This is a genomic window from Erwinia sp. AK-PDG3-5 (assembly GCF_056821705.1).
In genome coordinates this window covers 4,218,752-4,242,621 of record NZ_CM165967.1, presented here as the reverse complement: position 1 = coordinate 4,242,621, position 23,870 = coordinate 4,218,752, and the positions used below count along the sequence as shown (strand labels likewise).

At 55.7% G+C, this 23,870-nt stretch carries 20 protein-coding genes; 13 read left to right on the top strand and 7 right to left on the bottom strand.

Translation table 11 applies throughout. The features are described from left to right. The first annotated feature begins 3 nt into the window (after positions 1–3). The 3 genes from rnr to AC1UKS_RS19835 all read left to right on the top strand — a co-directional run bounded on the left by rnr (position 4) and on the right by AC1UKS_RS19835 (position 4,995). Positions 4–2,472 carry a ribonuclease R gene (rnr, locus tag AC1UKS_RS19845; RefSeq protein WP_482434958.1) on the top strand — a complete coding sequence of 823 codons (2,469 nt, stop codon included), beginning with the start codon at positions 4–6 and terminating at the stop codon, positions 2,470–2,472. A gap of 55 nt (positions 2,473–2,527) precedes the next feature. Then, complete coding sequence (gene rlmB / locus AC1UKS_RS19840; protein WP_013200497.1) at positions 2,528–3,265, top strand: 23S rRNA (guanosine(2251)-2'-O)-methyltransferase RlmB; 738 nt, start codon at positions 2,528–2,530, stop codon at positions 3,263–3,265. 101 nt (positions 3,266–3,366) lie between these two features. After that, a complete protein-coding gene (locus AC1UKS_RS19835) occupies positions 3,367–4,995 on the top strand; it encodes an isovaleryl-CoA dehydrogenase (protein ID WP_482434957.1) in 1,629 nt (542 codons plus the stop codon). On the opposite strand, the gene bsmA is transcribed toward AC1UKS_RS19835, so the two are convergent. Together bsmA and AC1UKS_RS19825 are read right to left on the bottom strand one after the other, a co-directional pair. Beyond that, the gene (gene bsmA, locus AC1UKS_RS19830) at positions 4,972–5,295 is read right to left on the bottom strand and encodes a biofilm peroxide resistance protein BsmA (protein WP_265911518.1); all 324 of its coding nucleotides are present in this window, start codon (positions 5,293–5,295) and stop codon (positions 4,972–4,974) included. The genes AC1UKS_RS19835 and bsmA overlap by 24 nt on opposite strands. Positions 5,296–5,349: 54 nt before the next feature. Next, positions 5,350–7,284 carry a methyl-accepting chemotaxis protein gene (locus AC1UKS_RS19825; protein WP_482434956.1) on the bottom strand — a complete coding sequence of 645 codons (1,935 nt, stop codon included), beginning with the start codon at positions 7,282–7,284 and terminating at the stop codon, positions 5,350–5,352. Positions 7,285–7,450: 166 nt separating this feature from the next. On the opposite strand from AC1UKS_RS19825, the gene yjfP reads away from it, so the two are divergent. Beyond that, positions 7,451–8,200, top strand: a complete 750-nt coding sequence (yjfP, locus tag AC1UKS_RS19820; RefSeq protein WP_482434955.1) for an esterase — start codon at positions 7,451–7,453, stop codon at positions 8,198–8,200. Positions 8,201–8,235: 35 nt separating this feature from the next. Here yjfP and AC1UKS_RS19815 read toward each other — a convergent pair whose 3' ends face one another. After that, positions 8,236–8,445 (bottom strand): hypothetical protein, encoded by a 210-nt coding sequence (locus AC1UKS_RS19815; protein WP_041691874.1) that lies wholly within the window; start codon positions 8,443–8,445, stop codon positions 8,236–8,238. Between the two features lie 366 nt (positions 8,446–8,811). Here AC1UKS_RS19815 and rpsF point away from each other — a divergent pair, with 366 nt between their 5' ends. From rpsF to rplI, 4 genes are read left to right on the top strand one after another with little or no spacing between them, the layout of a single operon-like run. Further along, on the top strand, positions 8,812–9,207 hold the full coding sequence (gene rpsF / locus AC1UKS_RS19810) for a 30S ribosomal protein S6 (RefSeq protein ID WP_013200501.1): 396 nt from the start codon (positions 8,812–8,814) through the stop codon (positions 9,205–9,207). Positions 9,208–9,213: 6 nt separating this feature from the next. Further along, positions 9,214–9,531, top strand: a complete 318-nt coding sequence (priB, locus tag AC1UKS_RS19805) for a primosomal replication protein N (protein WP_482434954.1) — start codon at positions 9,214–9,216, stop codon at positions 9,529–9,531. A 4-nt stretch (positions 9,532–9,535) separates the two neighbouring features. Beyond that, positions 9,536–9,763, top strand: coding sequence for a 30S ribosomal protein S18 (gene rpsR, locus AC1UKS_RS19800; protein ID WP_004392491.1), 228 nt, complete (start codon positions 9,536–9,538; stop codon positions 9,761–9,763). A gap of 41 nt (positions 9,764–9,804) precedes the next feature. After that, entirely contained in the window at positions 9,805–10,257 is a 453-nt protein-coding gene (gene rplI, locus AC1UKS_RS19795; protein WP_013200502.1) for a 50S ribosomal protein L9, read from the top strand. A gap of 65 nt (positions 10,258–10,322) precedes the next feature. Here rplI and AC1UKS_RS19790 read toward each other — a convergent pair whose 3' ends face one another. Continuing rightward, positions 10,323–10,877 (bottom strand): LysM-like peptidoglycan-binding domain-containing protein, encoded by a 555-nt coding sequence (locus tag AC1UKS_RS19790; RefSeq protein WP_482434953.1) that lies wholly within the window; start codon positions 10,875–10,877, stop codon positions 10,323–10,325. A 300-nt stretch (positions 10,878–11,177) separates the two neighbouring features. Here AC1UKS_RS19790 and bamJ point away from each other — a divergent pair, with 300 nt between their 5' ends. Next, on the top strand, positions 11,178–11,798 hold the full coding sequence (bamJ, locus tag AC1UKS_RS19785) for a BamJ family beta-barrel-assembly machinery protein (protein WP_013200504.1): 621 nt from the start codon (positions 11,178–11,180) through the stop codon (positions 11,796–11,798). Positions 11,799–11,832: 34 nt separating this feature from the next. Here the strand turns inward: bamJ and AC1UKS_RS19780 are convergent, their stop codons facing one another. Continuing rightward, positions 11,833–13,773, bottom strand: coding sequence for a bifunctional 2',3'-cyclic-nucleotide 2'-phosphodiesterase/3'-nucleotidase (locus tag AC1UKS_RS19780; RefSeq protein ID WP_482437054.1), 1,941 nt, complete (start codon positions 13,771–13,773; stop codon positions 11,833–11,835). A gap of 344 nt (positions 13,774–14,117) precedes the next feature. Here AC1UKS_RS19780 and cysQ point away from each other — a divergent pair, with 344 nt between their 5' ends. Beyond that, positions 14,118–14,858 (top strand): 3'(2'),5'-bisphosphate nucleotidase CysQ, encoded by a 741-nt coding sequence (cysQ, locus tag AC1UKS_RS19775; RefSeq protein ID WP_482434952.1) that lies wholly within the window; start codon positions 14,118–14,120, stop codon positions 14,856–14,858. Positions 14,859–15,388: 530 nt separating this feature from the next. On the opposite strand, the gene AC1UKS_RS19770 is transcribed toward cysQ, so the two are convergent. Further along, the gene (locus AC1UKS_RS19770) at positions 15,389–15,946 is read right to left on the bottom strand and encodes a YtfJ family protein (protein WP_013200507.1); all 558 of its coding nucleotides are present in this window, start codon (positions 15,944–15,946) and stop codon (positions 15,389–15,391) included. Between the two features lie 316 nt (positions 15,947–16,262). On the opposite strand from AC1UKS_RS19770, the gene AC1UKS_RS19765 reads away from it, so the two are divergent. After that, positions 16,263–16,469: a DUF1107 domain-containing protein gene (locus AC1UKS_RS19765; protein WP_013200508.1), complete on the top strand. Its 207-nt coding sequence runs from the start codon at positions 16,263–16,265 to the stop codon at positions 16,467–16,469. A gap of 46 nt (positions 16,470–16,515) precedes the next feature. Here the strand turns inward: AC1UKS_RS19765 and paeA are convergent, their stop codons facing one another. After that, complete coding sequence (gene paeA, locus AC1UKS_RS19760) at positions 16,516–17,847, bottom strand: polyamine export protein PaeA (RefSeq protein ID WP_265911507.1); 1,332 nt, start codon at positions 17,845–17,847, stop codon at positions 16,516–16,518. A 536-nt stretch (positions 17,848–18,383) separates the two neighbouring features. Here paeA and tamA point away from each other — a divergent pair. Continuing rightward, positions 18,384–20,099 carry an autotransporter assembly complex protein TamA gene (gene tamA, locus AC1UKS_RS19755; RefSeq protein WP_482434950.1) on the top strand — a complete coding sequence of 572 codons (1,716 nt, stop codon included), beginning with the start codon at positions 18,384–18,386 and terminating at the stop codon, positions 20,097–20,099. Continuing rightward, positions 20,096–23,869: an autotransporter assembly complex protein TamB gene (gene tamB, locus AC1UKS_RS19750; RefSeq protein WP_482434949.1), complete on the top strand. Its 3,774-nt coding sequence runs from the start codon at positions 20,096–20,098 to the stop codon at positions 23,867–23,869. The genes tamA and tamB overlap by 4 nt, the downstream gene beginning before the upstream one ends. The last annotated feature ends 1 nt before the right edge of the window (position 23,870 follow it).

The following is a 23,870-nucleotide window of genomic DNA, read 5'->3' as shown; positions in this document are numbered from 1 at the left end:
GCTATGTCAAAAGATCCATTTAAGGAACGGGAAGCAGAAAAATATGACAATCCCATTCCAAGTCGCGAGTTTATTTTAGCCCATCTGGATAAACGCGAAAAACCCGCCAGCCGTGAAGAGCTTGCAGCCGAACTGTCAATTTCAGACGAAGAGCAGACCGAAGCGCTGCGCCGCCGTCTGCGGGCGATGGAACGTGATGGCCAGCTGGTCTTCACCCGTCGCCAGTGCTATGCCCTTCCAGAACGCCTCGACCTGCTGCGCGGAAAGGTGATCGGCCACCGCGATGGCTTCGGCTTCCTGCGTATTGAAGGCAGCAAAGACGACCTGTACCTGTCTGCCGATCAGATGAAAATGTGCATGCACGGCGACATCATCCTGGCGCAGGCGATGGGCGCAGACCGTAAAGGTCGCCGCGAAGCCCGGGTTGTGCGGGTGCTTGAGCCACGTAACAACCAGATCGTCGGACGCTACTTCACCGAAGCCGGCGTCGGCTTTGTGGTGCCTGATGACAGCCGTCTGAGCTTCGATATCCTGATCCCACCAGAAGATCTGATGGGTGCCCGCATGGGCTTTGTGGTGGTCGTGGAGCTGGTTCAGCGTCCAACCCGCCGCAGCAAAGCCGTGGGTAAAGTGGTCGAAGTGCTGGGCGATAACATGGGCACCGGCATGGCCGTGGAAATGGCGCTGCGTACCCATGACATTCCTCACGCCTGGTCACCGGAGTTGGAGCAACAGATTTCGAAGCTGAAAGAAGAAGTGCCGGAAGAAGCCAAAGCCGGACGTGTGGATCTGCGCGATCTGCCGCTGGTCACCATTGATGGTGAAGATGCGCGTGACTTCGATGACGCCGTTTTCTGTGAAAGAAAACGTGGCGGCGGCTGGCGTCTGTGGGTGGCGATTGCCGATGTGAGCTATTACGTTCGCCCCGGTACGCCGCTGGATGACGAAGCGGTTAACCGCGGGACATCGGTCTACTTCCCTTCGCAGGTTGTGCCGATGCTGCCGGAAGTGCTCTCTAACGGTCTCTGTTCTCTGAACCCGCAGGTAGACCGTCTGTGTATGGTCTGTGAGATGACCATCTCCTCAACCGGCAAGCTGACGGGCTATAAGCACTACGAAGCGGTAATGAACTCGTGGGCGCGTCTGACCTATAACAAAGTGTGGAGCATTCTGCAGGGCAACCAGGAGCTGCGTGAACAATACCAGCCGCTGGTCAAAGACCTGGAAGAGCTGCACCGCATGTATCTGGTGTTGGAAAAGTCGCGCGAACAGCGTGGCGGTATCTCCTTCGAAACTGACGAAGCCAAATTTGTCTTCAATGCCGATCGCCGCATTGAACGCGTTGAGCAGGTTTCCCGCAACGATGCGCACAAGCTGATTGAAGAGTGCATGATCCTCGCGAACATCGCGTCTGCCCGCTACGTTGAGAAAAACAACGAGCCAGCCCTGTTCCGTGACCATGACCGTCCTGGTGAAGAGAACATCAAGAGCTTCCGCTCGGTACTGAACGAGCTGGGCCTGACGCTTGGCGGCGGCAACAAACCGCATCCACTGGATTACGCCGAGCTGCTTAAGCAACTCTCCAGCCGTCCGGATGCAGAAATGCTGCAAACCATGCTGCTGCGCTCGATGAAGCAGGCGGTTTACGACCCGGAAAACCGTGGCCACTTTGGTCTGGCTCTGGCGTCGTATGCGCACTTTACGTCGCCTATCCGTCGTTACCCGGATCTGCTGCTGCACCGTGCGATTAAGTACCTGCTGGCAAAAGAAAACGGCACGCTGGCGGAAGGCAGTATCACCACGCCAACCGGCGGATACCACTACGAGATGCCGCAGATGCTGCAACTGGGCCAGCATTGCTCAATGACCGAGCGTCGTGCCGATGAAGCCACGCGTGATGTGGCTGACTGGCTGAAATGCGACTTTATGCAGGATCAGGTGGGCGAAACCTTTACCGGCGTGATCTCCAGCGTCACCGGCTTTGGCTTCTTTGTCCGCCTGACCGATCTGTTTATCGATGGCCTGGTGCATGTCTCCACCCTCGACAACGATTACTACCGTTTTGATGCGGTGGGTCAGCGTCTGATCGGCGAATCCGGCGGCAAAGCCTATCGCCTTGGTGATACCGTCGAAGTGCGGGTTGAAGCGGTGCACATGGATGAGCGGAAAATTGATTTCGCGATGATCTCCAGCAGCCGTAAACCGCGTGGCGAAGGCAAAACCGAGCGCGATCGCGCCAAGAAACCTGCCTCGCAGAGTAGCGGTAAGCGCCGTCGCGACCAGGGCAAAAAAGGCACCTTTGAGCCGGACGCTTCTTTCCGTGCGCCGAAGAGCCAGGAAACCGCGGCTACAGCTGATGCGGGTGCCAAAAAAGACAAAAAGCCGAGAAAACCGTCAGACAAAACGCGTAAAATCGCGTCCGGAACCCGGTCACGTCGTGCGGCGAAGAAAAAGACTGACAATCCGGCATAAGCGATTATCCGGCATCGCAGTCATGGCCTAACAAGATTAATTGAGTAACAGATTAATGAGTGAAATTGTATTTGGTATTCACGCCGTAAAGGCGCTGCTCGACAGCAGTCCTCAGCGCTTTCAGGAAGTGTTTATCCTTAAAGGGCGTGATGACAAGCGCCTGCAGCCGCTGGTTAAAGAGCTGGAAGCCCAGGGCATTGTGGTGCAGATCGCTAACCGTCAGTGGCTGGACAGCCAGGTCGAAGGCGGCGTGCATCAGGGGATCGTGGCGCGGGTGAAGCCTGGCCGTCAGTATCAGGAAAGCGACCTGCCCGATCTGCTGGAAAGCCTGGACTCGCCGTTCCTGCTGATCCTCGATGGCATTACCGATCCGCATAACCTCGGTGCCTGCCTGCGCAGCGCCGATGCGGCGGGCGTTCACGCGGTGATTGTTCCGCGCGATCGTTCTGCCCAGCTGAATGCCACCGCCAAAAAAGTGGCAAGCGGCGCGGCAGAGCATGTTCCGCTGATCACCGTGACGAACCTCGCGCGCACCATGCGCGTTCTGCAGGATGCTAACGTGTGGATTGTCGGTACCGCCGGTGAAGCCGATCACAATCTGTACCAGAGCAAAATGACCGGCCCGATGGCGCTGGTGATGGGTGCAGAAGGTGAGGGCATGCGTCGCCTGACCCGCGAGCACTGCGATGAGCTGATCAGCATTCCGATGTCTGGCAGCGTCTCGTCGCTGAACGTTTCTGTGGCAACCGGCGTCTGCCTGTTCGAAGCGGTGCGTCAGCGCAGCAGTAAGTAATCTCTCCGGGGCGTGACCTGCGCCCCGAATTTCCCTTCTTTATCCCCCCAGTTCCTGTCTGTCTCTCATACTGAATGAGTGCTAATGATAAGGATGCCGCGATGAACTGGAAAACGCATACCGTTTTTAATCAACCTCTCCCTCTGGCGAACAGCAACCTGTTTCTTTCTGACTCCCCTCTGCGTGATGCCGTGCTTCGTGAAGGCGCGGGATGGGATGGCGATCTTCTGGCGTCGGTCGGGCAGCAGTTGGGCAGTGCCGAATCGATGGAACTGGGCCGGCTGGCCAACAGCCATCCGCCCGAACTCCTGCGTTACGATCCCTGCGGCGAACGGCTGGATGATGTGCGCTTCCACCCGGCCTGGCATCTGCTGATGCAGGGGCTGACGGCCAATCGCGTGCATAACCTTCCCTGGCTGGATAAGGCCCCGGAGACGGCTTTTGTTGCCCGTGCGGCGCGCTTTATACTGCATGCCCAGGTCGAATCGGGCAGCCTTTGTCCGGTTACCATGACCTTCGGTGCCATTCCGTTATTACAGAAACACCTGCCTGCGGCCTTTGCCGACTGGCTGCCGCCCTTACTGTCCGATCGCTATGATGCACACATCAAAGAGGCGCCGCTGAAAAGAGGGCTGCTGATCGGCATGGGAATGACCGAAAAACAGGGCGGCACCGATGTGCTCAGCAATACCACGCGCGCTGAGCCCGTTGTCTCTCGCGGGAGTGGAGAATGCTATCGGCTCACCGGTCATAAATGGTTTTTCTCGGTGCCGCAAAGCGACGCGCATTTGGTTCTTGCTCAGGCAAAAGGCGGCCTATCCTGCTTTTTCCTGCCACGACTGCTACCGGGTGGCGAAAAAAATGCGGTGCATATCGAGCGGCTGAAAGAAAAGCTCGGCAATCGCTCCAATGCCAGCAGTGAAGTGGAATTTTTGGCTGCCAGCGGCTGGCTGATTGGTGAAGAGGGCGAAGGCATCAGGCAGATCCTGAAAATGGGCGGCTATACCCGGTTTGACTGCGCGTTAGGCAGCCACGCCATGATGCGCCGCGCCTTCTCGGTCGCGCTGTATCACGCGCATCATCGTCAGGTATTGGGGAAAAACCTCGTTGATCAACCGCTAATGCGGCAGCTGTTAGCTTCCCAGGCGCTGGTGCTGGAAGGGCAAACGGCGATGCTGATGCGGCTGGCGCGCGCCTGGTCGAAACCGGCCAGTGAGTCAGAAAAACTCTTCAGCCGACTTTTTACGCCCACCGCCAAATATGTCGTCTGCAAACGCGGCATCGGCTTTGTGGCCGAGTCGATGGAAGTGCTCGGGGGTATTGGCTATTGCGAAGAGAGCGAGCTGCCGCGTATCTACCGTGAAATGCCGGTGAACAGCATCTGGGAAGGATCGGGAAACGTGATGTGCCTGGATGTGCTCAGGGTGCTGAGCAAGCAGCCTGGCGTCTGGGAGATGCTGTCAGCAGAATTCGACGTGGTGAAAGGGCAGAACCGCCACTTCGACAGCTTATGGCGTCAGATCAAGCTTGCTGCCGGCAAACCGCAGGAAGCGCAGGCACGTAACCTGACTGAAGGCTTATTCGCGCTGGCCTGCGGTGTACAGGTGATGACCCAGCTGGAACCTGCGCTGGCGGATGCCTGGTGCCGCCAGATGCTGGATCGCAGAGGGTTTTTCCGGCTGCCGGAAACGGTGGCGGAACGGCTGTTATTGCGCGCCAGCGGCGGCTGAAGGGCCATACAGGATCGCACTGGAGTACCAGAGCCCAGGCATTATCGTCTCACTGACCAATTGGATATAGTAATAGGTTGCACCCGCTGCATTGGCCTTCGCGGCAATCGCGCGTTGCGCATCATCCGGGGAACCGCGCTCATTGACGCTGACGGTGCCGATTTTTCGCAGGTTAAGGCTTTGCGCGCGCGTGACTTCCTGCGCGTGTGAAGTCGGTGGAGGTGGCGGTTGAGGTTGGGTCTGTAACTGGCTACAGCCAACGGTCAGCAAAACCAAGAGGACTGTCAGTAACCGGTTCATAGTGCGATCTCAGCAATGGGATAGCTCATAGTGTAAGCTATCCCACCGTGATTATTAGCCTTTCAGCGTAAATACACTCACCAGCTGAGTCAGATGGTGGCCTTTGCGGCTCAGTTCGTGTGCAGTCTGTTCAGAGGTCGATACCAGCTCGGTGTTCTGGTGCGTCGCCTGACCGATCTGGTTCATGGCAATGTTGACCTGACCAATTCCGGCGGACTGCTCTTTCGAGGCGATATTAATCTCACTCATCAACACCTTCACCTGACCAATGCGCCCCACGATATCCTCCATCGCCTTGCGCGTCTGCTCGGAAAGATCGTGCCCCTGAACCACTTTGCTTAACGAGTTTTCAATCAGTCCGTCGATCTCTTTCGCCGCATGCGCACTGCGTTGTGCCAGCGCACGCACTTCGGCCGCCACCACCGCGAAGCCTTTGCCATGCTCACCCGCCCGTGCCGCTTCCACCGCCGCGTTCAGCGCCAGGATGTTGGTCTGGAAGGCAATCGATTCAATTACGTGAGTGATGTCGGCAATGCTCTGCGAGGCGCTTTTAATATCCGTCATGGTGACTACGGAGCGCGACACGGTCTCGCCGCCGTTTTGCACCACCGCAGAGGCTTCATCGACCAGCGTCAGCGCCTCAGAGACGTTAGCGGCGTTCTGCGCCACGGTCGCACTTATCTGCTCCATACTGGCAGAGGTTTCTTCCACGCTGCTGGCCTGGCGGGAGATCTGTTCGCTGATGTTCTCACTGCTCAGTGCAATGGCATCCGTCCCGCTGCTGATCTCTTCTGCGGCTGCGCGGACCTGCGAAACAATCCGCTCCAGCCCGTCGCCAATGCCATTGATGGCCAGGATCAGCTGCCCGACTTCATCATGGCGTTGGGTGGTCAGGTTCGCCTGCAGGTTGCCTGCAGAGTAATGACGCGCCAGTTCAATCACTTCCTGCAGCGGCTTGCTCAGCCAGTGGCGGGTTGTGATGACGAAGCCGAGGGCAAACAGTAGAACCAGCGCGGCACCAATCAGCAGGAACAGATCGCGGGTCTGATCAATCGGTGCCAGCAGGCTGGCCTTGTTCACTTCGCCGAGGATCACCCAGTTCCACTCCGGCAGATGGCGCCAGGTCATGATCTGGCGGCTGCCATCTTCGCCTTCCGCTTCCAGCGTGCCCTTGTCCTGCGTCAACAGCTGCTGCTGGACCGCGTCTGACCAACGTGGCTGCTTGCCTTCCTCCGTTGGGTGGAACACGAAGTTGCCGTGATTTTTACCGGCCGCATTGTCCAGCACCACAAAATGGCCGGTTTCGCCCAGTTTCTTGACGAGCACCTTCTGGCGAATTTCGGCATACTGCTTGGTAATGTCCACGCCGACAAACAGGATGGCAATCACCTTGCCTTCGCTGTCTTTTACCGGCTGATACTGGGTGATATAGCGCTTGCCGAACAGCATGCTCACGCCCTGATAGATTTCCCCTTTCTGCATCAGCTTCCAGGCCGGGCTGGTGTGATCCAGGCGGGTGCCGATTGCCCGTTCGCCGTCCTGCTTGCGCAGAGACGTGGAAATACGCATAAAGTCGTCGCCCATGCGCACAAAAATGGTGGAGATCGCGCCGGTACGCTGCTGGAAGTCATCAACCAGCACCTGATCGAGGTTAAGGGTTTTCAGCCCGGCGCGTAACGTGGGGGTCTGTTCCGCGCCAACGGTGATTTGCTGGCTGTCGTCCACGGAAAAACGCTTCGGTAAGAAGCTCTGGAACAGCGCGGTATAATTGGCGACTTCTTCGCTAAGCGTACTGTCAAACATCGACGCCATATCGCCAATGCCGCTGACCTGGTTATCCATATTTTCCTGGGTCAACGCCTGCAGCTGTTTTGCCGCATTATGGGTCAGCGCCAGCGTCAGGATCAGGAACAATATGGCGACACTGAATGAGGTGATCACCGAGAGCTTGACGCCAAGGCTCCAGCGCCTGAATGAGATTTTTTTCATGGGAGGCCTGTTGAAGGTTTAAGGGGCTTGCATCGGTTAACGGCAACAGACCTGAAACTTTTAGTTTTTAATTTTGTGAGCAGGCTAACGGTTTAGATAATAAACTCAAATTCCAGCGCAACCCGCTGGCGCCCTGTCACTACACCCTGTTTCCCATGGAGGCTTAATGATTGAGATTGCTACCGAATCTTTTGCCGGCATCGATTGTTTGCACGCCACGCCAGCCGGTAAACGCCACACGCCCTTACCGACCATTTTGTTCTGGCATGGCTTCACCTCTTCCAAAGAGGTGTACGCCTATTTTGCCGTCGAGCTGGCTCAGGCCGGTTTCCGGGTGGTGATGCCGGATGCTGATATGCACGGCGCGCGGTATAACGGCGACACGGAACACCGGCTAACGCACTTTTGGGAGATCCTGAAAAGCAATATTGATGAGGTGCCACGGATTGAGGCGGCATTACGCGAGCAGCATTTGATCGAAGGGGGGCGGTTTGCGGTGGCGGGGGCGTCGATGGGCGGCATGACCGCGTTGGGCGCAATGGCCCGTTACAGCCAGATAGCCTGTGTCGCCAGTATGATGGGGTCGGGCTATTTTATGTCGTTGTCGCACACGCTGTTCCCGCCGCGGGTGGCCAAAACCGCTGAGCAGAAAAAGGAACTGGCAGACCGACTGGCGCCGTTAGCGGCGTATGACGTCAGCGGCCAGCTGGAAAAACTGGCTAACCGACCGTTGCTGGTCTGGCATGGCGAAGCGGATGAGGTGGTGCCTGCCGCTGAGAGCGTCAGGTTAGAAAAAGCGATGCGCGAGGCGAAGCTCGATGCGAATCTGACGTATATCGTCGAAAGCGGCATCGGGCATCGCATCACTCCGCCAGCACTGACAGCGATAGCGGCGTTTTTTAAGCATCATTTATAAGGCAAGTTCCCGGGGAAGCCCGGGACCCTTCACCGCTACAACTGTTTGGACAGTCGCTCTGCTGCGGTAGTTGGGGCTTTATGCGATGTTTTGTCTAACGGAGAAGGTATCCGGTTAATATAGACATAACTGTTCGCCGCATTGCTGGTGTAGCTTTTCACCTGCTGCTCGGTGCCGGTCGAAATGGCAAAGGCGGATGTGGAAAGGAAGAGACCTAGTAAGGAGGCGATTGCGATGGTTTTCATAATAACTCCACAATCTGGTAATACCGTCTGACGCGGACGTCAGGGTCGTGTCATAAGCAACCTGTATAGTTTAGCCCACTGCGACCTAAAAGGTATTAGTAATTCTTGCTGTTTTAGATCAACTTTTTTGAACGACTTTTAGGCTAAGCTGATGATCTTATTCAGTTAGCACAGAATGCCCCTGTGCCTGGCCGCGAAATTGACAAATTATTTACTCCCCGCCCCGACATTACCTTGAGTTTTCCCCGCCCCGCCAGTATGATTACGCGTCAATTTTTTCAGCCGCTCAAACATACACGTTCCTTGCTTCCATGGGCCGCGGCTGACCCTGACAGGAGGCTGAATAATCCGTAAGGAGCAAATTCGATGCGTCATTACGAAATCGTATTTATGGTACACCCTGACCAGAGCGAACAGGTTCCTGGCATGATCGAGCGTTACACTGGTGCTATCACTGGTGCAGAAGGCACGATTCACCGTCTGGAAGACTGGGGCCGTCGTCAGCTGGCTTACCCGATCAACAAACTGCACAAAGCACATTACGTTCTGCTGAACGTAGAAGCTCCGCAGGAAGTGATCGATGAGCTGGAAACTAACTTCCGCTTCAACGACGCCGTTATCCGCAGCATGGTTATGCGCGTTAAGCACGCGGTAACTGAAGCATCTCCGATGGTTAAAGCGAAAGATGAGCGTCGTGATCGTCGCGAAGATTTTGCTAACGAAACCTCTGATGATGCAGATGCTGGGGATTCTGAAGAGTAATTTACCGTGACGGCTAATCGGCTGACGTTGTCTGGCACCGTGTGCAAGACACCGATGCGTAAAGTGAGCCCGTCAGGTATTCCACATTGCCAGTTCGTGCTTGAGCACCGTTCCGAGCAGGTGGAAGCCGGTTTTACCCGGCAAGCGTGGTGTCGTATGCCGGTCATTATTAGCGGCAAAGCGCATCAGCACATTACTCAAAGTATAACGGTCGGCACGCCTCTCACCGTTTCAGGTTTCATTAGCAGCCATCAAGGGCGTAATGGACTGAATAAGACGGTGTTGCATGCCGAGCAGATTGAATTGATAGATTCTGGAGACTAGCCTAATGGCACGTTATTTCCGTCGTCGCAAGTTCTGCCGTTTCACCGCGGAAGGCGTTGTAGAGATTGATTACAAAGATATCGCTACGCTGAAAAACTACGTTACCGAAAGTGGTAAAATTGTCCCGAGCCGTATTACCGGTACTCGTGCAAAATACCAGCGTCAGCTGGCCCGCTGCATCAAGCGCGCTCGCTACTTGTCCCTGCTGCCATACACTGATCGTCATCAGTAATATTGGCCGCTGTCTATTAACGACTTTAAGAGGATAAGGTAATGCAAGTTATTCTGCTTGATAAAGTAGCAAACCTCGGTAACCTGGGTGACCAGGTTAACGTTAAAGCGGGCTACGCTCGTAACTTCCTGGTACCACAGGGCAAAGCTGTTCCTGCTACCAAGAAAAACGTTGAGTTCTTCGAAACACGTCGTGCAGAACTGGAAGCTAAACAAGCTGACGTTCTGGCTGCATCTAATGCACGTGCTGAGAAAATCAACGCACTGGGCAACGTTACTATCGCGTCTAAAGCAGGCGACGAAGGTAAACTGTTCGGTTCCATCGGTGCTCGCGACATCGCTGATGCAGTAACTGCAGCTGGCGTTGAAGTGAACAAGAGCGAAGTTCGCCTGGCGAACGGCGTTCTGCGTACTACCGGTGAGCATGAAGTTGAGTTCCAGGTTCACAGCGATGTGCTGGCAAAACTGATTGTAAACGTGGTTTCAGCAGCTTAATCGCTAACGCTACCGCATAAAAACGCCGGCCACGTGCCGGCGTTTTTGTTTTTGTCGATCGGGCTTTACTGCGCGCGAATAAAGGTTCCGTCTGGCTGGCGGGTAAACAAAATCTGCCCGTTGTCCGTCTCTACCGTTAATCCATTCACCACGCCCTGCGCATTCTGACGCACACGCACTGCCTGACCGGTTTTCAGATTACTCAGTGGCTTATCATCGCCTTCCACCCGCGCCATCGCGAACACATCATTCACGGCTAAATTATTGTCGCGGAACAGCTGCGCCAGCGTCTGGCCGGATGCGATTTGATAGCTGTGCCAGGTGCCCTGAGAATCATTGCTGGTTTTCGCCGGCGCCTGAGGCGTTTCCGGCTGCTGGTCGCTAATCTCCGCCTGCATCGGCACCTCTGTTCCGGACGACGAGTCGGCCGTGATAGGCCTTTGCGGCTGCATAGGTGAGGGCGCTGGCCAGAGGAACGCCAGTAATATCACAATGATAGCGAGAATGATCCCCCGACGATGGCCCGGCGGCAGCGGGTCCATCCAGCGGACGGAATCCGGCAGATGCCAGATCTGGCGGAAGAAGTGGGGTACTCGTGATGCTGAAGACGCTTTGGGCATTGCGTCATCCTCCTGGCGCGAACCACGCGCAAATAGTGAGCTTTTTGCTATCCGGTGAAACCACCCGTTTAGAGAAAGCGACTGGCTTTTCCTTCGCCTGCGGGCAAGATGGCCCATTTTGACCTCGACTAAAATATAGCTGATAACGCATTGTGCGTGCGGAGTTTATTCCGCCCGTGGGATCCGCGTATTGTTTCCTTTTAGCCAGCAAAAGTCACCTGAAGAAGATGCCATTTTACGCCCGTTGCCTGCGCTGTTATGCTTCGTCTTCTGTTTTTATCAATGATGAAAGGAAATTCCATGACTACCCCTTCTTTTGACAGCGTAGAAGCGCAAGCAAGTTACGGTATCGGTTTACAGGTTGGCCAGCAGCTGCTGGAATCTGGACTGCAGGGTCTGCAGCCAGAAGCATTGCTGGCAGGCCTGCGCGATGCGCTGGAAGGGAACGCCCCTGCTGTACCTGTTGACGTTGTTCACCGTGCGCTGCGTGAAGTTCATGAGCGTGCGGATGCCGTGCGTCGTGAGCGCCAGCAGGAAATGGCAGTAGAAGGTCAGAAATTCCTGCAAGACAATATCAAGCGTGAAGGCGTGAGCAGCACCGAGTCTGGTTTGCAGTTCAGCGTGATTGCGCAGGGCGAGGGTGCTATCCCATCCCGTCAGGATCGCGTACGCGTGCATTACACCGGTAAACTGATCGACGGCAGCGTGTTCGACAGCTCTGTACAGCGTGGCGAGCCGGCTGAGTTCCCGGTTAGCGGCGTTATCCCAGGCTGGATTGAAGCGCTGACGCTGATGCCAGTCGGTTCCAAGTGGGAGCTGGTTATCCCTCATGAGCTGGCTTACGGTGAGCGTGGTGCGGGTGCCTCTATCCCGCCATTCAGCACCCTGGTGTTTGAAGTTGAGTTGTTAGAAATCCTGTAAGATTTCGGGCCAGGGACGCCTGGCCCACTCATCATTACTTCTGCAAATCTAGCTGATAAACGGCAAACCCTACCTCATCAGTCCCTTTCTGCTGTAACGGATACTGCGCGTGCTCGCGAATAAACTGAGCGGCTTTCTCACCCGGTGAGGTTTCAAAGCGAATATCCAGCGGCGTGGCACTCTCTATGTGCGCCAGCTTCCAGTTATTATCCGCCTGCGGTTTCACTTCTCCCTGCGCTTTGGTCTGCGCGCTGATATACGCCGCCACTACCGAGCGGTTCTCATCCGGCGAGGCAAAGGCAATATGGCTTTCACCCGTGCCGGCGAACTTGCCGCCATACGCGCGGTAATTATTGGTGGCCACCAGGAACGTCGCCTGCGGATCGATGGCTTTGCCGTTGTAGGTCAGATCTTTGATACGTGAGGCATTGGCATTGAGCGGCTGACATTCGGCGTCGTATTTCGCCGGTTGGGTGACATCAATGCGGTAATTAACGCCGTCAATCACATCAAAGTTGTAGGTGCGGAAATCCCAGTTAATCAGCGACTGCGGCTTGCTGCTGTGGATATCAATCTGATTGAACTGGCCGGCAGAGCATTCCAGCCACTCTTTAACCTCTTTGCCACTGACTTTCATCACGACCAGCGTATTAGGATAAAGATACAGATCGGCGGCATTACGGAAGGTCAGCTGTCCTTTTTCCACTTCGACATAACTGGCGGGATCGTTCTTGCGTCCACCGGCCTTGAACGGCGCGGCTGCGGTCAGTACCGGCAGGTTAGCCAGATCCGGATCGCCCTGAATATAGCGCTGCACGTAGTCGCGCTGGGCGTTATTCACAATCTGCACGGTCGGATCGTCCTGCACCAGTGACAGATAGCTGTACATCACATCCGCCGACTTACCGATTGGCTTGCTAACAAACTCGCGGGTGGCATCGTGATCGTGCTTCATCACCTTCAACAAGGCCTGATCTTCCGCCGCCAGCGATTTTTTCGCTGTCTTGTCGTAAATCGGGCGCGCTTCGGCCTTCGCGCTGCTGACCTGCCAGTGACCCTGCTGATTATCCAGCACCAGATCGACCACACCGAGGTGATCACCCCACATGCCGGGCATGACGGCCGGAATGCCGTTCAGCGTGCCCTGCTTGATGTCAGCGCCTTTAATGCTGGCAAAGTCGGCGCTCGGGAACACCGCATGAGCATGTCCAAACAGGATTGCATCAATCCCCGGCACCTGGCTGAGGTAGTAGACGGAGTTTTCGGCCATGGCCTTATACGGATCGCCTGACAACCCGGAGTGCGGAATCGCGACGACCAGATCGGCACCGGCTTTACGCATTTCCGGCACCCACTTGCGGGCGGTTTCGGTAATGTCATTCACCGTGACTTTGCCGGTCAGGTTGGTTTTGTCCCAGACCATAATTTGCGGCGGCACAAAGCCGATATAGCCGACCTTCAGCGTATGTTTTTTCCCGTCACGGTCGGTGACCTCGACGTCCTTAATCAAATAAGGGGTGAACAGCGGCTTGCCGGTTTTGACATCAATGATGTTGGCGTTGATATACGGGAACCGCGCGCCGCTAATCGCTTTATGCAGGTAGTCCAGGCCATAGTTGAATTCGTGGTTGCCGAGGTTGCCGACGGTATAATCGAGGGTATTCATCGCTTTATACACCGGATGCACTTCACCCTGCTGCAGGCCTTTGGCCGCCATATAATCGCCAAGCGGACTTCCCTGAATAATGTCGCCGTTGTCGACCAGCACGCTGTTGGTCGCTTCTTTGCGCGCGGCGTCAATCAGCGTAGCGGTGCGCACCAGGCCAAATTTTTCGGTCGGCGTGTCTTTGTAATAGTCAAAATCCATCATATTGCTGTGCAGATCGGTGGTTTCCAGCAGGCGAAAATCCACCGTGGCCGCAGGCAGTGAGGTCGCAACCAGCAGAGCTGCGAGGGTATAAACAGGCTTAATCATCATTTCTCCGTAAATTTCGATGCCATCACTCCCTAACATCTCAAATTTTTATGAAACTGTTACGTTGTGTCTCACATAACTGTGATCTGCCACAAATATTTACCTCTTATGACCCTGGTGGGATAAACAGGGGGTTCCGGGAGAGAAAATGAATTATGCTGTTGATAACTAAGGTCAACTTATTACTTAATCTGTCGAAATTAGCGGACCCGAGCCGCAGCGCGACAGGCGGCTAAAATTCAGCTGCTATGATCAGTAGAGGTTTTCAGCTGTAAAAAAGGCGGCCTGATAGGTAACACCTGCCGGCAGAGTCCGGCATCAAGATGCTAATCAAGAGGTGGAATATGTTAGACAAAATTTGCCAGCTGGCCAGGGAAGCAGGCGATGCAATCATGAAGGTGTATGACGGACAGGCACCGATGGATGTGGCTCACAAATCCGATGATTCGCCGGTGACGGCGGCGGATATTGCGGCCCATAACGTGATTGTTCAGGGGCTTACCGACCTCTCCCCGGAAATCCCGATACTGTCGGAAGAAGATCCGGCGGGTTGGGATGTGCGTCAGCACTGGCAGCGTTACTGGCTGGTGGATCCGCTGGACGGCACCAAGGAATTTATTAAGCGCAACGGCGAGTTTACCGTCAATATCGCGCTAATCGAAAACGGCAAGCCGGTGCTGGGGGTGGTGTACGCGCCGGTGCTGCAGGTAATGTATTCCGCTGCTGACGGTAAGGCATGGAAAGACGAGGGCGGTCATCACGAGCAGATTCAGGTGCGTGAAGCGCATCCGCCGCTGGTGGTCGTCAGCCGCTCCCACTCAGATACCGAGCTGGAAGACTATTTAAGCCAGTTGGGTGAGCACCAGACCACGGCCATCGGCTCCTCGCTGAAGTTCTGCCTGGTGGCAGAAGGCAAAGCGCAGCTTTATCCACGCTTCGGGCCAACCAATATCTGGGACACCGGCGCAGGTCACGCGGTCGCCATCGCTGCCGGTGCCTATGTGCATGACTGGCAGGGCAAAACCCTCGACTACACGCCGCGTGAATCCTTCCTGAATCCGGGCTTCCGCGTTTCGCTGTTCTGATTGTTGTGTGGTGAGGTATGTCGTCTGGATGTTTCGGTGGCAAGGTTAGAGCGCGCTTTTGCTGTTATTGAGCAAGTCGTCTGGATGTTCTGGTGATTTGCTCAGGGAGAGAGGGGGGAACACAAAGACGCCGTAGACCCATCCCTGGGGGCTCAGCGGCGACATCCCTGTCGCCGATGCTTTGCTTTTCCCCCCTCTCTCCCTTCCCCAAAGCTTCAGCGTTGCCTGTTCTTATCGGGCAACAGACTTCAAAACCCACTCAGCGTCACGAGCAACAGACTTCAAAACCCACCCAACAGCCTGCTTTTGACCTGTGCGTCCACCAAGCCACTCAGCGACACCAATGCTATTGGGTGGCGGCATAGAGCGCGTTAGCCGGGTGTCTGCGGCAGGGATGCCGCAGCCAAGCCTCCAGGGATGGATTTACGGCGTCCCGGATAACGCGCTCTATGCTGACGCCATACCACTGAGCCGGTTTTGACCTAACCCTAACCCTAACCCTAACCCTAACCCGACCCCAGCTATCGCGCCTACTCAAGTAACTTATGTACCAGCGCCACTACGTTCTTCACTTCATCCTGCGTCAGCGCACCGTCTTTAGCGAAGCGTACCTTACCGTCTTTATCCAACACCACAATCGCCGATCCGGCATCATCCAACTGCCAGGCCTTTTTGGCTACGCCGTTGCTGTCGACGATAAACTGCGACCACGGAAACTGCTTCTTGTTGTTCTCGATGCTGCTGCGAACGAACATCCCGGTGCCGGGGATCGCATCGTCAGTGTTGACGATGGTGGTGGTCTGATAACGATCATGCGGAAACTTCGCCGACTTAATGGCTTCAATCAATGCCGCATTCTTCTCCTTGGAAGAAGAGCGCCCGGCAATATGCTGGATCACCCGCACCTTGCCCGGCAGCTTTGCACTGTTCCAGTTCTGATAACTGAAATCATCCTGCTTCAACACCAGCTCACCTTTATCCGTGATGCCGACGGCAGGCACGCGTTGACCTTCTGCAAAACCATGTGCGCCGGCAAACGAGGAGAAACAAAGCGCGATAAGAACAAAAAATAAGCGAACGGTATTCATGGACTCGACCTTTTGATGTGATCCGACCAGTTAGTCATGTTCCTGCAATAATAAGCGCAGAAGATGCTGCTGTCGCATCGGAATAACATCTTTGCAACACACAGCACAAATCCCTTTCAATTGAAGGTTTATACTGTTTCGACATAACCAGCAGGCAGTCTGTACTGTCATGATGTGTAAAAACAGGAAAAAAAGTCGGTTTTCGGACTTCAGGAAGGCGATGTTGGTCTATAGTGAATCCACTTTGCGCTGCAAGGATTCGTACCGAAATTGGACACGACGCAGCGCACATATCTTTTTCAGGAGTATTACCAGCATGAAGATCTTTCAGCGATATAATCCGCTGCAGGTGGCCAAATACGTAAAAACACTGTTTCGCGGCAGGATATACATCAAAGACGTAGGCGCATTTGAGTTCGATAAAGGCAAAATCTTGATCCCACGCGTTAAAGACAAACAGCATTACAGCGTGATGTCAGAAGTGAACCGCCAGGTACTGCGATTACAGACCGAATTTAACTAAAAAAATAAGGCGCGAATTCTCGCGCCTTTCTGTTTCCTGCTTTCCGCTACGACTCTTCCGGCACCGACGTTAACACCGACGCCGCGGTGGTTGGACGGGCATCAATCCGCGTCACCAACAGCTGATCGATACGATAGCTGTCGATATCCACCACCTCGAACTTATAGCCGTGGAACTTCACAAAATCGGTGCGTTTCGGGATCTTACGCAGCATAAACATCATAAAGCCGCCAATGGTCTCGTAGTTTCCGGACTGCGGGAACTCATCGATATGCAGCACGCGCATCACGTCATCAATCGGCGTACCGCCTTCAACCAGCCACGAATTCTCGTCACGAGCCACAATCTGCTCTTCCATGCCCTGACCGACCAAATCGCCCATCAGAGTGGTCATCACGTCGTTCAGCGTGATAATGCCGACCACCAGTGCGTACTCGTTCATGATTACCGCAAAATCTTCCCCGGCGGTTTTGAAACTTTCCAGCGCTTCTGACAGCGTCAAGGTATCCGGCACGATCAGCGCGGAACGGATCTGCACGCCGCTGTTCAACGCCATGCTCTGATGGCCCAGCACCCTTAACAGCAACTCTTTTGAATCGACATAGCCGACGATATGGTCAATATCTTCATTACACACCAGGAACTTGGAGTGCGGATGATTAGCGATTTTTTCCTTCAGGCTGTCTTCGTCTTCGTGCAAATTGAACCAAACGATGTTCTCACGGGAAGTCATCGAAGAAGGCACGGTGCGTGACTCCAGCTCAAACACGTTTTCAATCAGCTCATGCTCCTGCTTACGCAGCACGCCAGCCAGCGCACCCGCTTCCACAATGGCGTAGATATCATCGGAAGTGATGTCGTCTTTACGCACCAGCGGGATTTTAAACAGGCGGAAAATGATGTTAGCGCCGCCGTTAAAGAACCACACCAGCGGACGGAAGATAAACAGACAAAAACGCATGGGGTTGATGATCTTCAGCGCGACTTGCTCTGGCGCGATCATCCCCAGGCGTTTTGGGAACAGGTCAGCAAACAGGATAAACAGGCTGGTCACCACGGTGAATGAACAGATAAAACTCAGCTGCTCGGCGAGTTCCGGGGAGGTGAAGCGTAGAAAAAGAGAACGAAATGCCGGAGAGAAGGCGGCGTCGCCCACAATACCGCCTAAAATAGCCACGGCGTTCAGGCCGATTTGCACCACGGTGAAAAACATCCCGGGTGTTTCCTGCATCTTCAACACGCGCTGCGCGTTGATATTGCCGGTATCCGCCAGCAGCTTCAGCTTGATTTTACGCGCTGCAGCCAGCGAGATTTCTGACAATGAGAAAAATGAGCTGATCGCAATCAGCAGTACGATGACAAGCAAACTGTCTAACATAAAACATCCATAAAATGGCTCGATTCAGTAACGATCAGGTGAAAGTGCCCGGAACCGGCCTTGAGTTTAATTACTTGTCATTTTTGGCCTGGGCAGCGTTTGAGGATCTGCGGACGTCATGTCCCGTGATAAGAGCTCGGCTATCCGTGCCAAAAATGTCTGCGCCTGTTCGGCAAGATTGCCGGGGCAGAAGTCAGTCAACAAGCCGTCAGACGACTTGTGCAAAGGATTATAGCCGTGCCGCCGCATGCTTACAATTGCGGCGATGGGCTGGGTGAGATTAATCCGAGTCTGGTTGAGGAGAGCGCCGAAGTAACATTCGATCACGATCCTGTGTTGTAACGTGTCGATACTTTGCACACAATAAGTTAATAAATTTGGCTTTACGGGCAAATAGAGGGCCATAAGCGGCAAAAAGTTGCCATGCTTACAGGATCCCGCGCCTGGAAAGAACGTAAAGAAAGCGTTGTGCCCAACTGGAATAAGGGCCGGCATCATAATCAGGAGTCAGCGTGCCACGAATTCATGTTTATTGCATGTTAGGTCTTTTAGCTGCTGCACCGTTCGCTGAAGCAGCGACCGTGCGTTTGCAGGTGACGGGGTTATCGGGGGAGTTACAAAGGAACGTCCGTGCGCGGTTGTCCACCATTTCGAGCGATGAAGTCTCGGCGGATGGACGTTTTCGTGCCCGTGTCAGTGATGCGGTAAAAGAAGGCCTGAAGGCGCTGGGCTATTACGAACCGACCATCGAGTTCGACCTACAGCCGCCGCCGGCTGGCGGTAAAAGGCCGGTGCTGGTGGCGAAAGTCACCGCCGGCGAACCGGTGAAGCTGGCCGGTGAAACGGTGGTCCTGCGTGGTGAAGCCCGCACCGATAAAGATTACCTGGCGCTGGTCAAAAATGGCCGTGGCAAAATCGGCGGCGTACTGAACCACAGTGATTATGACGGCTTTAAAAGCTCTCTCAGCAACATGGCGCTGCGCAAAGGCTACTTCGATGGTGACTACACAAAAAGTCAGCTGGGTGTCTCTGTAGAGCGCCGTGAGGCCTTCTGGGATATCGATTACGACAGCGGCCAGCGTTACCGCTTTGGCGACGTCAGCTTTGAAGGCTCGCAAATTCGTGAAGAGTATCTGCAAAACCTGGTGCCGTTTAAAAAGGGCGACTATTACAGCTCTCGTGACCTGGCGGAACTGAACCGCCGTTTATCCGCCACCGGCTGGTTTAACTCGGTGGTAGTGGCACCGGAATTCAGTAAATCGCGAAAAACCAAAATTCTGCCGCTGCATGGCGTCGTCAGCCCACGCACCGAGAACACCATTGAAACCGGTGTCGGTTACTCCACCGATGTCGGGCCCCGGGTGAAAGCCACCTGGAAAAAGCCGTGGGTCAACAGCTACGGCCACAGCCTGACGACCAGCGCCAATATCTCCGCCCCTGAACAGCAGCTGGATTTCAGCTATAAAATCCCGCTGCTGAAAAATCCCATTGAGCAGTACTACCTGCTGCAGGGCGGCCTGAAAAAAACCGACCTCAACGACACCAAGTCTGACTCCTCCACGCTGGCGGCCTCCCGTTACTGGGACTCGTCTTCCGGCTGGCAGCGCGCGATTAACCTGCGCTGGAGCCTCGATCACTTTACTCAGGGTAACGTCACCAACACCACCATGCTGATCTACCCTGGCGTCAGCGTTAACCGCACCCGCTCACGTGGCGGACTGATGCCCACCTGGGGCGATTCGCAGCGTTACTCGTTAGATGTCTCTGACACCACGTGGGGATCGGATATCGACTTCGCGGTGGTGCAAGCCCAGAACGTCTGGATCCGTACGCTGGCAGACAAACACCGCTTTGTGGCCCGTGGCAACCTCGGCTGGATTGAAACCAACGACTTCGACAAAGTGCCGCCGGACCTGCGTTTCTTCGCCGGTGGCGATCGCAGCATTCGTGGTTATAAATACAAAGGCATCTCGCCGCGTGATGACGATGGCAAGCTGACCGGTGCGTCCAAGCTGGCGACCGGCTCGCTGGAATATCAATACAACGTAACCGGCAAATGGTGGGGCGCGGTGTTCGTCGACTCCGGCGAAGCGGTGAATGACATCAAACAGACCGATCTGAAAACCGGTGCCGGTTTTGGCGTGCGCTGGCAGTCGCCGGTCGGCCCGGTCAAGCTGGATATCGCCCGTCCTATCGGCGATGACGAACATCGTGACGTACAGTTTTATATCGGATTGGGGCCTGAACTATGAGTCGTTGGAAAAAGGTCCTTATTGGAATCCTGATCTTCTTGCTGGTGCTGCTGGGCGGCATCGCCTTTTTAATTGGCACCACGCCCGGCCTGCATCTGCTGCTTAACGGTGCCGCGCGCTGGGTTCCGGGGCTGCAAATCAAACAGGTCGAGGGCGGCTGGCGAAACCTGACGCTGACCGGCGTGCAGTATGAAATGCCGGGCGTGACGGTTAACGCCGGCGAGTTCCACCTCGCGGTACAGTTGGGCTGCCTGAAACACAGTGCGTTCTGCGTCAACGACCTGTCGCTGAAAGATGTGAATGTGGTGGTCGACAGCAAGAAAATGGCGCCGGCGGCACCTGCACCGGCGGAAGAAGAGCCGTCCTCTGGCGATCTCAGCACGCCGTATCCGATCACGCTGCGTCAGCTTGCGCTGCACAATATCAATGTGAAGGTGGATGACACGGCGATTTCCCTCGCCGACTTCACCTCCGGCATCAGCTGGCAGGGCCGTGCGCTGACGCTAAATCCTACCCATATTCAGGGGCTGCTGATCGCACTGCCAAAGGCGGCGAAAGTGGCCGATGAACAGGTCGTGCAGCCAAAAGTGCAGCAGCCGAAGGCCGACGAACCGCCGCTGGGCGAAACGCTGAAAGCGATGTTTGCCAAACCGTTGCTGCCGGATCTGCCTGATTTCAACATGCCGCTGGATGTCGATGTGCAACAGATCCTTGGCGAGCAGCTGCGCATCACCGGCGATACCGATATCACCGTTAACCGCCTGTTAGTGAAAGCGAAAACCCAGGACAAACTGCTGCATCTGGAAACGCTGGATGTCGACTCGCCACAGGGACAGCTGAGCGCCCAGGGCCAGGCAACGCTGTCTGACAACTGGCCGGTGAAATTCACGCTGAACAGCACCGTCAACGTCGATCCAATCAAAGGTGAGAAGATCAAAATGACGCTGGATGGGGGCCTGCGCGAGCAGCTCAATATGGCGTTGAATCTTTCTGGTCCGGTTCAGGTGCAGATGGACGCCAACACCCGGCTGGCCGACGTGGGCCTGCCACTGGCCATGAACGTGAAGAGCCCGCAGCTGCGCTGGCCGCTGACCGGTGAAATTCAGTACGAGGCAGATAATTTCAACTTCAGCTTTAAAGGCAAGGCGACGGACTACGTGATGTCGCTGAAGGCCGCGCTTAAGGGGCAGAGCATCCCGCCCGCCACGGTGGCGCTGGACGGCAAAGGCAATATCGAGCAGTTCTCGCTGGATAAACTGCGTCTTGCGGCGCTGGAAGGTAATATTGACCTGACTGCGCTGGTGGACTGGAGCAAAGCAATCAGCTGGCGCAGCGATCTGACGCTGTCTGGCATCAATACCGCGAAGCAATACCCCGACTGGCCGGCGAGGCTGGACGGTCACATCTCCACGCGCGGCAGCCTGTATGGCGGCAGCTGGCAGATGCGCGTGCCGGAACTGAAACTGCGCGGCAACGTCAAGCAAAACGCGGTCACCGCAGACGGTTCCCTGTACGGCAACAGCTACAACCAGTGGGATATCCCGGGTCTCAAGCTGGTGCTGGGCCGCAACAATATCAATCTGAAGGGATCGCTGGGCGACACGCTCAACCTGGATGCGGATATTGATGCGCAGCATCTGGACAACGCGTTGCCGGGCCTTGGCGGCGTGGCGAGAGGCACCATCAAAGCCCGTGGCGATCTGAAAAAGCCACAGCTGCTGGCGGATCTGACCGCCACCGGACTGCGCTGGCAGGCGCTGACCATTGCCCGCGTCGCGCTGAACGGCGATGTCAGTTCTGGCGAACAAATTCAGGGCAAGCTGGCGCTGAAGGTCGATCGACTGAAGCAGGATGCGCTGGATATCTCGCAGATCACCCTGGATGCCAGCGGCAGCGAAAAACAGCATCAGCTGAAGCTGAATATCGACGGCAAGCCGGTCTCGGGCCAGCTGGCACTGAACGGCAGCTTTGACCGCGCGGAGCAGCGCTGGAAAGGCACGCTGAACAATACGCGCTTCGATACTCCGGTCGGTGAATGGCGCCTGACGCGCCCAATCGCGCTGGATTATCTCAACAGCAAGCAGACCGTCAGCATCGGGCCGCACTGCTGGCTCAACCCGAATGCCGAGCTCTGCGTGCCGCAAACCATTGACGCCGGTCCTTCCGGCCACGCCAAAGTGCAGCTTAATCGCTTCGACCTGGCGATGGCCAAGCCGTTCCTCGGTGAAGACACCCAGCTTCGTGGCGTGTTCAGCGGGGATGCGGACGTCAGCTGGACCGCCGATGGTGGCTTACCGCAGGGCCGCGTCTCGCTGAAAGGCAACGGCGTGAAGGTCGAGCAGAACGTGCAGGGAAACACGCTGCCGATTGCGTTCGACACCCTGAACCTGAATGCCGCGATGCGCAATGGCCGCGCTCAGCTGGACTGGCTGATCCGTATTGCCAATAACGGCCAGCTGGATGGCAACGTGCAAATTGCCGATCCCGAAGGCAAACGCACCCTTTCAGGCAATGTGAATATCGCCAACCTGTCGCTGGCGCTGCTGAACCCGGCGCTGATGAGGGGCGAAAAGGTGGCGGGGATCGTCAGTTCCAACCTTCGTCTGGGTGGCAGCCTGCAGAAACCGCAGGTGTTCGGTCAGCTTGGGCTGAAGAACGTGGATGTCGACGGCAGCTTTATGCCGGTCGACCTGACCAGCGCCAACCTCAATATGGTATTCAACGGCATGAGCTCGACGCTGGAAGGTCTGATCCAGACCTCGAAAGGCCAGCTGACCTTAAGCGGTGGCGCGGACTGGAGTGTGCTGGATGCCTGGCGGGCACGGATCGCCGCGAAGGGTGATAAAATCCGCGTGACGGTGCCGCCGATGGTGCGGATGGACGTCTCGCCGGATCTGGTCTTTGAAGCGACGCCGGAAATGTTCAACCTCGACGGCCGCGTCGATATTCCATGGGCGCGCATCAACGTGCAGGAAGTGCCGGAAAGTGCGGTGGGCGTGTCGTCGGATGAAGTGCTGCTGGATAAAAACCTGCAGCCTATCGCGCCGAAATCGACCGCTATTCCGATCAACAGCAACCTGGTGATCCACGTCGGTGACGATGTGCGCATCAGCGCCTTTGGTCTGAAAGCCAAGCTGAATGGCGATCTGAAAATGGTGCAAGACCGTCGTGGCCTGGGGCTGAACGGCCAGATCAACATTCCTTCCGGCCGCTTCCATGCTTACGGACAGGACCTGATTGTGCGCAAAGGTGAGCTGCAATTCTCCGGCCCGGCGGATCAGCCGTACCTGAATATTGAAGCGATCCGTAACCCGGAAGCGACGGAAAACGATGTTACCGCCGGCGTGCGCGTTACCGGGCTGGCCGATGAGCCGAAGGTGGAAGTGTTCTCCGATCCGGCGATGTCACAGCAGGAAGCCTTGTCCTACCTGCTTCGCGGCCAGGGTCTGGACGCGAATGGCAGCGACAGCAGTGCAGTAACCTCAGCATTAGTGGGATTGGGGCTTGCGCAAAGTGGTCAGGTTGTGGGTAAAATCGGGGAGACCTTCGGCGTAAGCAATCTCGCCCTGGATACGGCCGGCGTCGGGGACAGCCAGCAGGTCCAGGTCAGTGGCTACGTTCTGCCGGGTCTACAGGTAAAATACGGTGTTGGCATATTTGATTCACTGGCGACCTTAACCCTGCGTTATCGCCTGATGCCCAAGCTCTATTTGGAAGCAGTGTCTGGTCTCGACCAGGCCCTGGATTTGCTTTATCAGTTTGAGTTCTAGC

Excerpts from the sequence above, each read along its gene's own strand:
- rnr (WP_482434958.1), top strand. The coding sequence starts at position 4 with ATGTCAAAAGATCCATTTAAGGAACGGGAAGCAGAAAAATATGACAAT.
- rlmB (WP_013200497.1), top strand. The coding sequence starts at position 2,528 with ATGAGTGAAATTGTATTTGGTATTCACGCCGTAAAGGCGCTGCTCGAC.
- AC1UKS_RS19835 (WP_482434957.1), top strand. The coding sequence starts at position 3,367 with ATGAACTGGAAAACGCATACCGTTTTTAATCAACCTCTCCCTCTGGCG.
- bsmA (WP_265911518.1), bottom strand. The coding sequence starts at position 5,295 with ATGAACCGGTTACTGACAGTCCTCTTGGTTTTGCTGACCGTTGGCTGT.
- AC1UKS_RS19825 (WP_482434956.1), bottom strand. The coding sequence starts at position 7,284 with ATGAAAAAAATCTCATTCAGGCGCTGGAGCCTTGGCGTCAAGCTCTCG.
- yjfP (WP_482434955.1), top strand. The coding sequence starts at position 7,451 with ATGATTGAGATTGCTACCGAATCTTTTGCCGGCATCGATTGTTTGCAC.
- AC1UKS_RS19815 (WP_041691874.1), bottom strand. The coding sequence starts at position 8,445 with ATGAAAACCATCGCAATCGCCTCCTTACTAGGTCTCTTCCTTTCCACA.
- rpsF (WP_013200501.1), top strand. The coding sequence starts at position 8,812 with ATGCGTCATTACGAAATCGTATTTATGGTACACCCTGACCAGAGCGAA.
- rpsR (WP_004392491.1), top strand. The coding sequence starts at position 9,536 with ATGGCACGTTATTTCCGTCGTCGCAAGTTCTGCCGTTTCACCGCGGAA.
- rplI (WP_013200502.1), top strand. The coding sequence starts at position 9,805 with ATGCAAGTTATTCTGCTTGATAAAGTAGCAAACCTCGGTAACCTGGGT.
- AC1UKS_RS19790 (WP_482434953.1), bottom strand. The coding sequence starts at position 10,877 with ATGCCCAAAGCGTCTTCAGCATCACGAGTACCCCACTTCTTCCGCCAG.
- bamJ (WP_013200504.1), top strand. The coding sequence starts at position 11,178 with ATGACTACCCCTTCTTTTGACAGCGTAGAAGCGCAAGCAAGTTACGGT.
- AC1UKS_RS19780 (WP_482437054.1), bottom strand. The coding sequence starts at position 13,773 with ATGATTAAGCCTGTTTATACCCTCGCAGCTCTGCTGGTTGCGACCTCA.
- cysQ (WP_482434952.1), top strand. The coding sequence starts at position 14,118 with ATGTTAGACAAAATTTGCCAGCTGGCCAGGGAAGCAGGCGATGCAATC.
- AC1UKS_RS19770 (WP_013200507.1), bottom strand. The coding sequence starts at position 15,946 with ATGAATACCGTTCGCTTATTTTTTGTTCTTATCGCGCTTTGTTTCTCC.
- AC1UKS_RS19765 (WP_013200508.1), top strand. The coding sequence starts at position 16,263 with ATGAAGATCTTTCAGCGATATAATCCGCTGCAGGTGGCCAAATACGTA.
- paeA (WP_265911507.1), bottom strand. The coding sequence starts at position 17,847 with ATGTTAGACAGTTTGCTTGTCATCGTACTGCTGATTGCGATCAGCTCA.
- tamA (WP_482434950.1), top strand. The coding sequence starts at position 18,384 with ATGTTAGGTCTTTTAGCTGCTGCACCGTTCGCTGAAGCAGCGACCGTG.
- tamB (WP_482434949.1), top strand. The coding sequence starts at position 20,096 with ATGAGTCGTTGGAAAAAGGTCCTTATTGGAATCCTGATCTTCTTGCTG.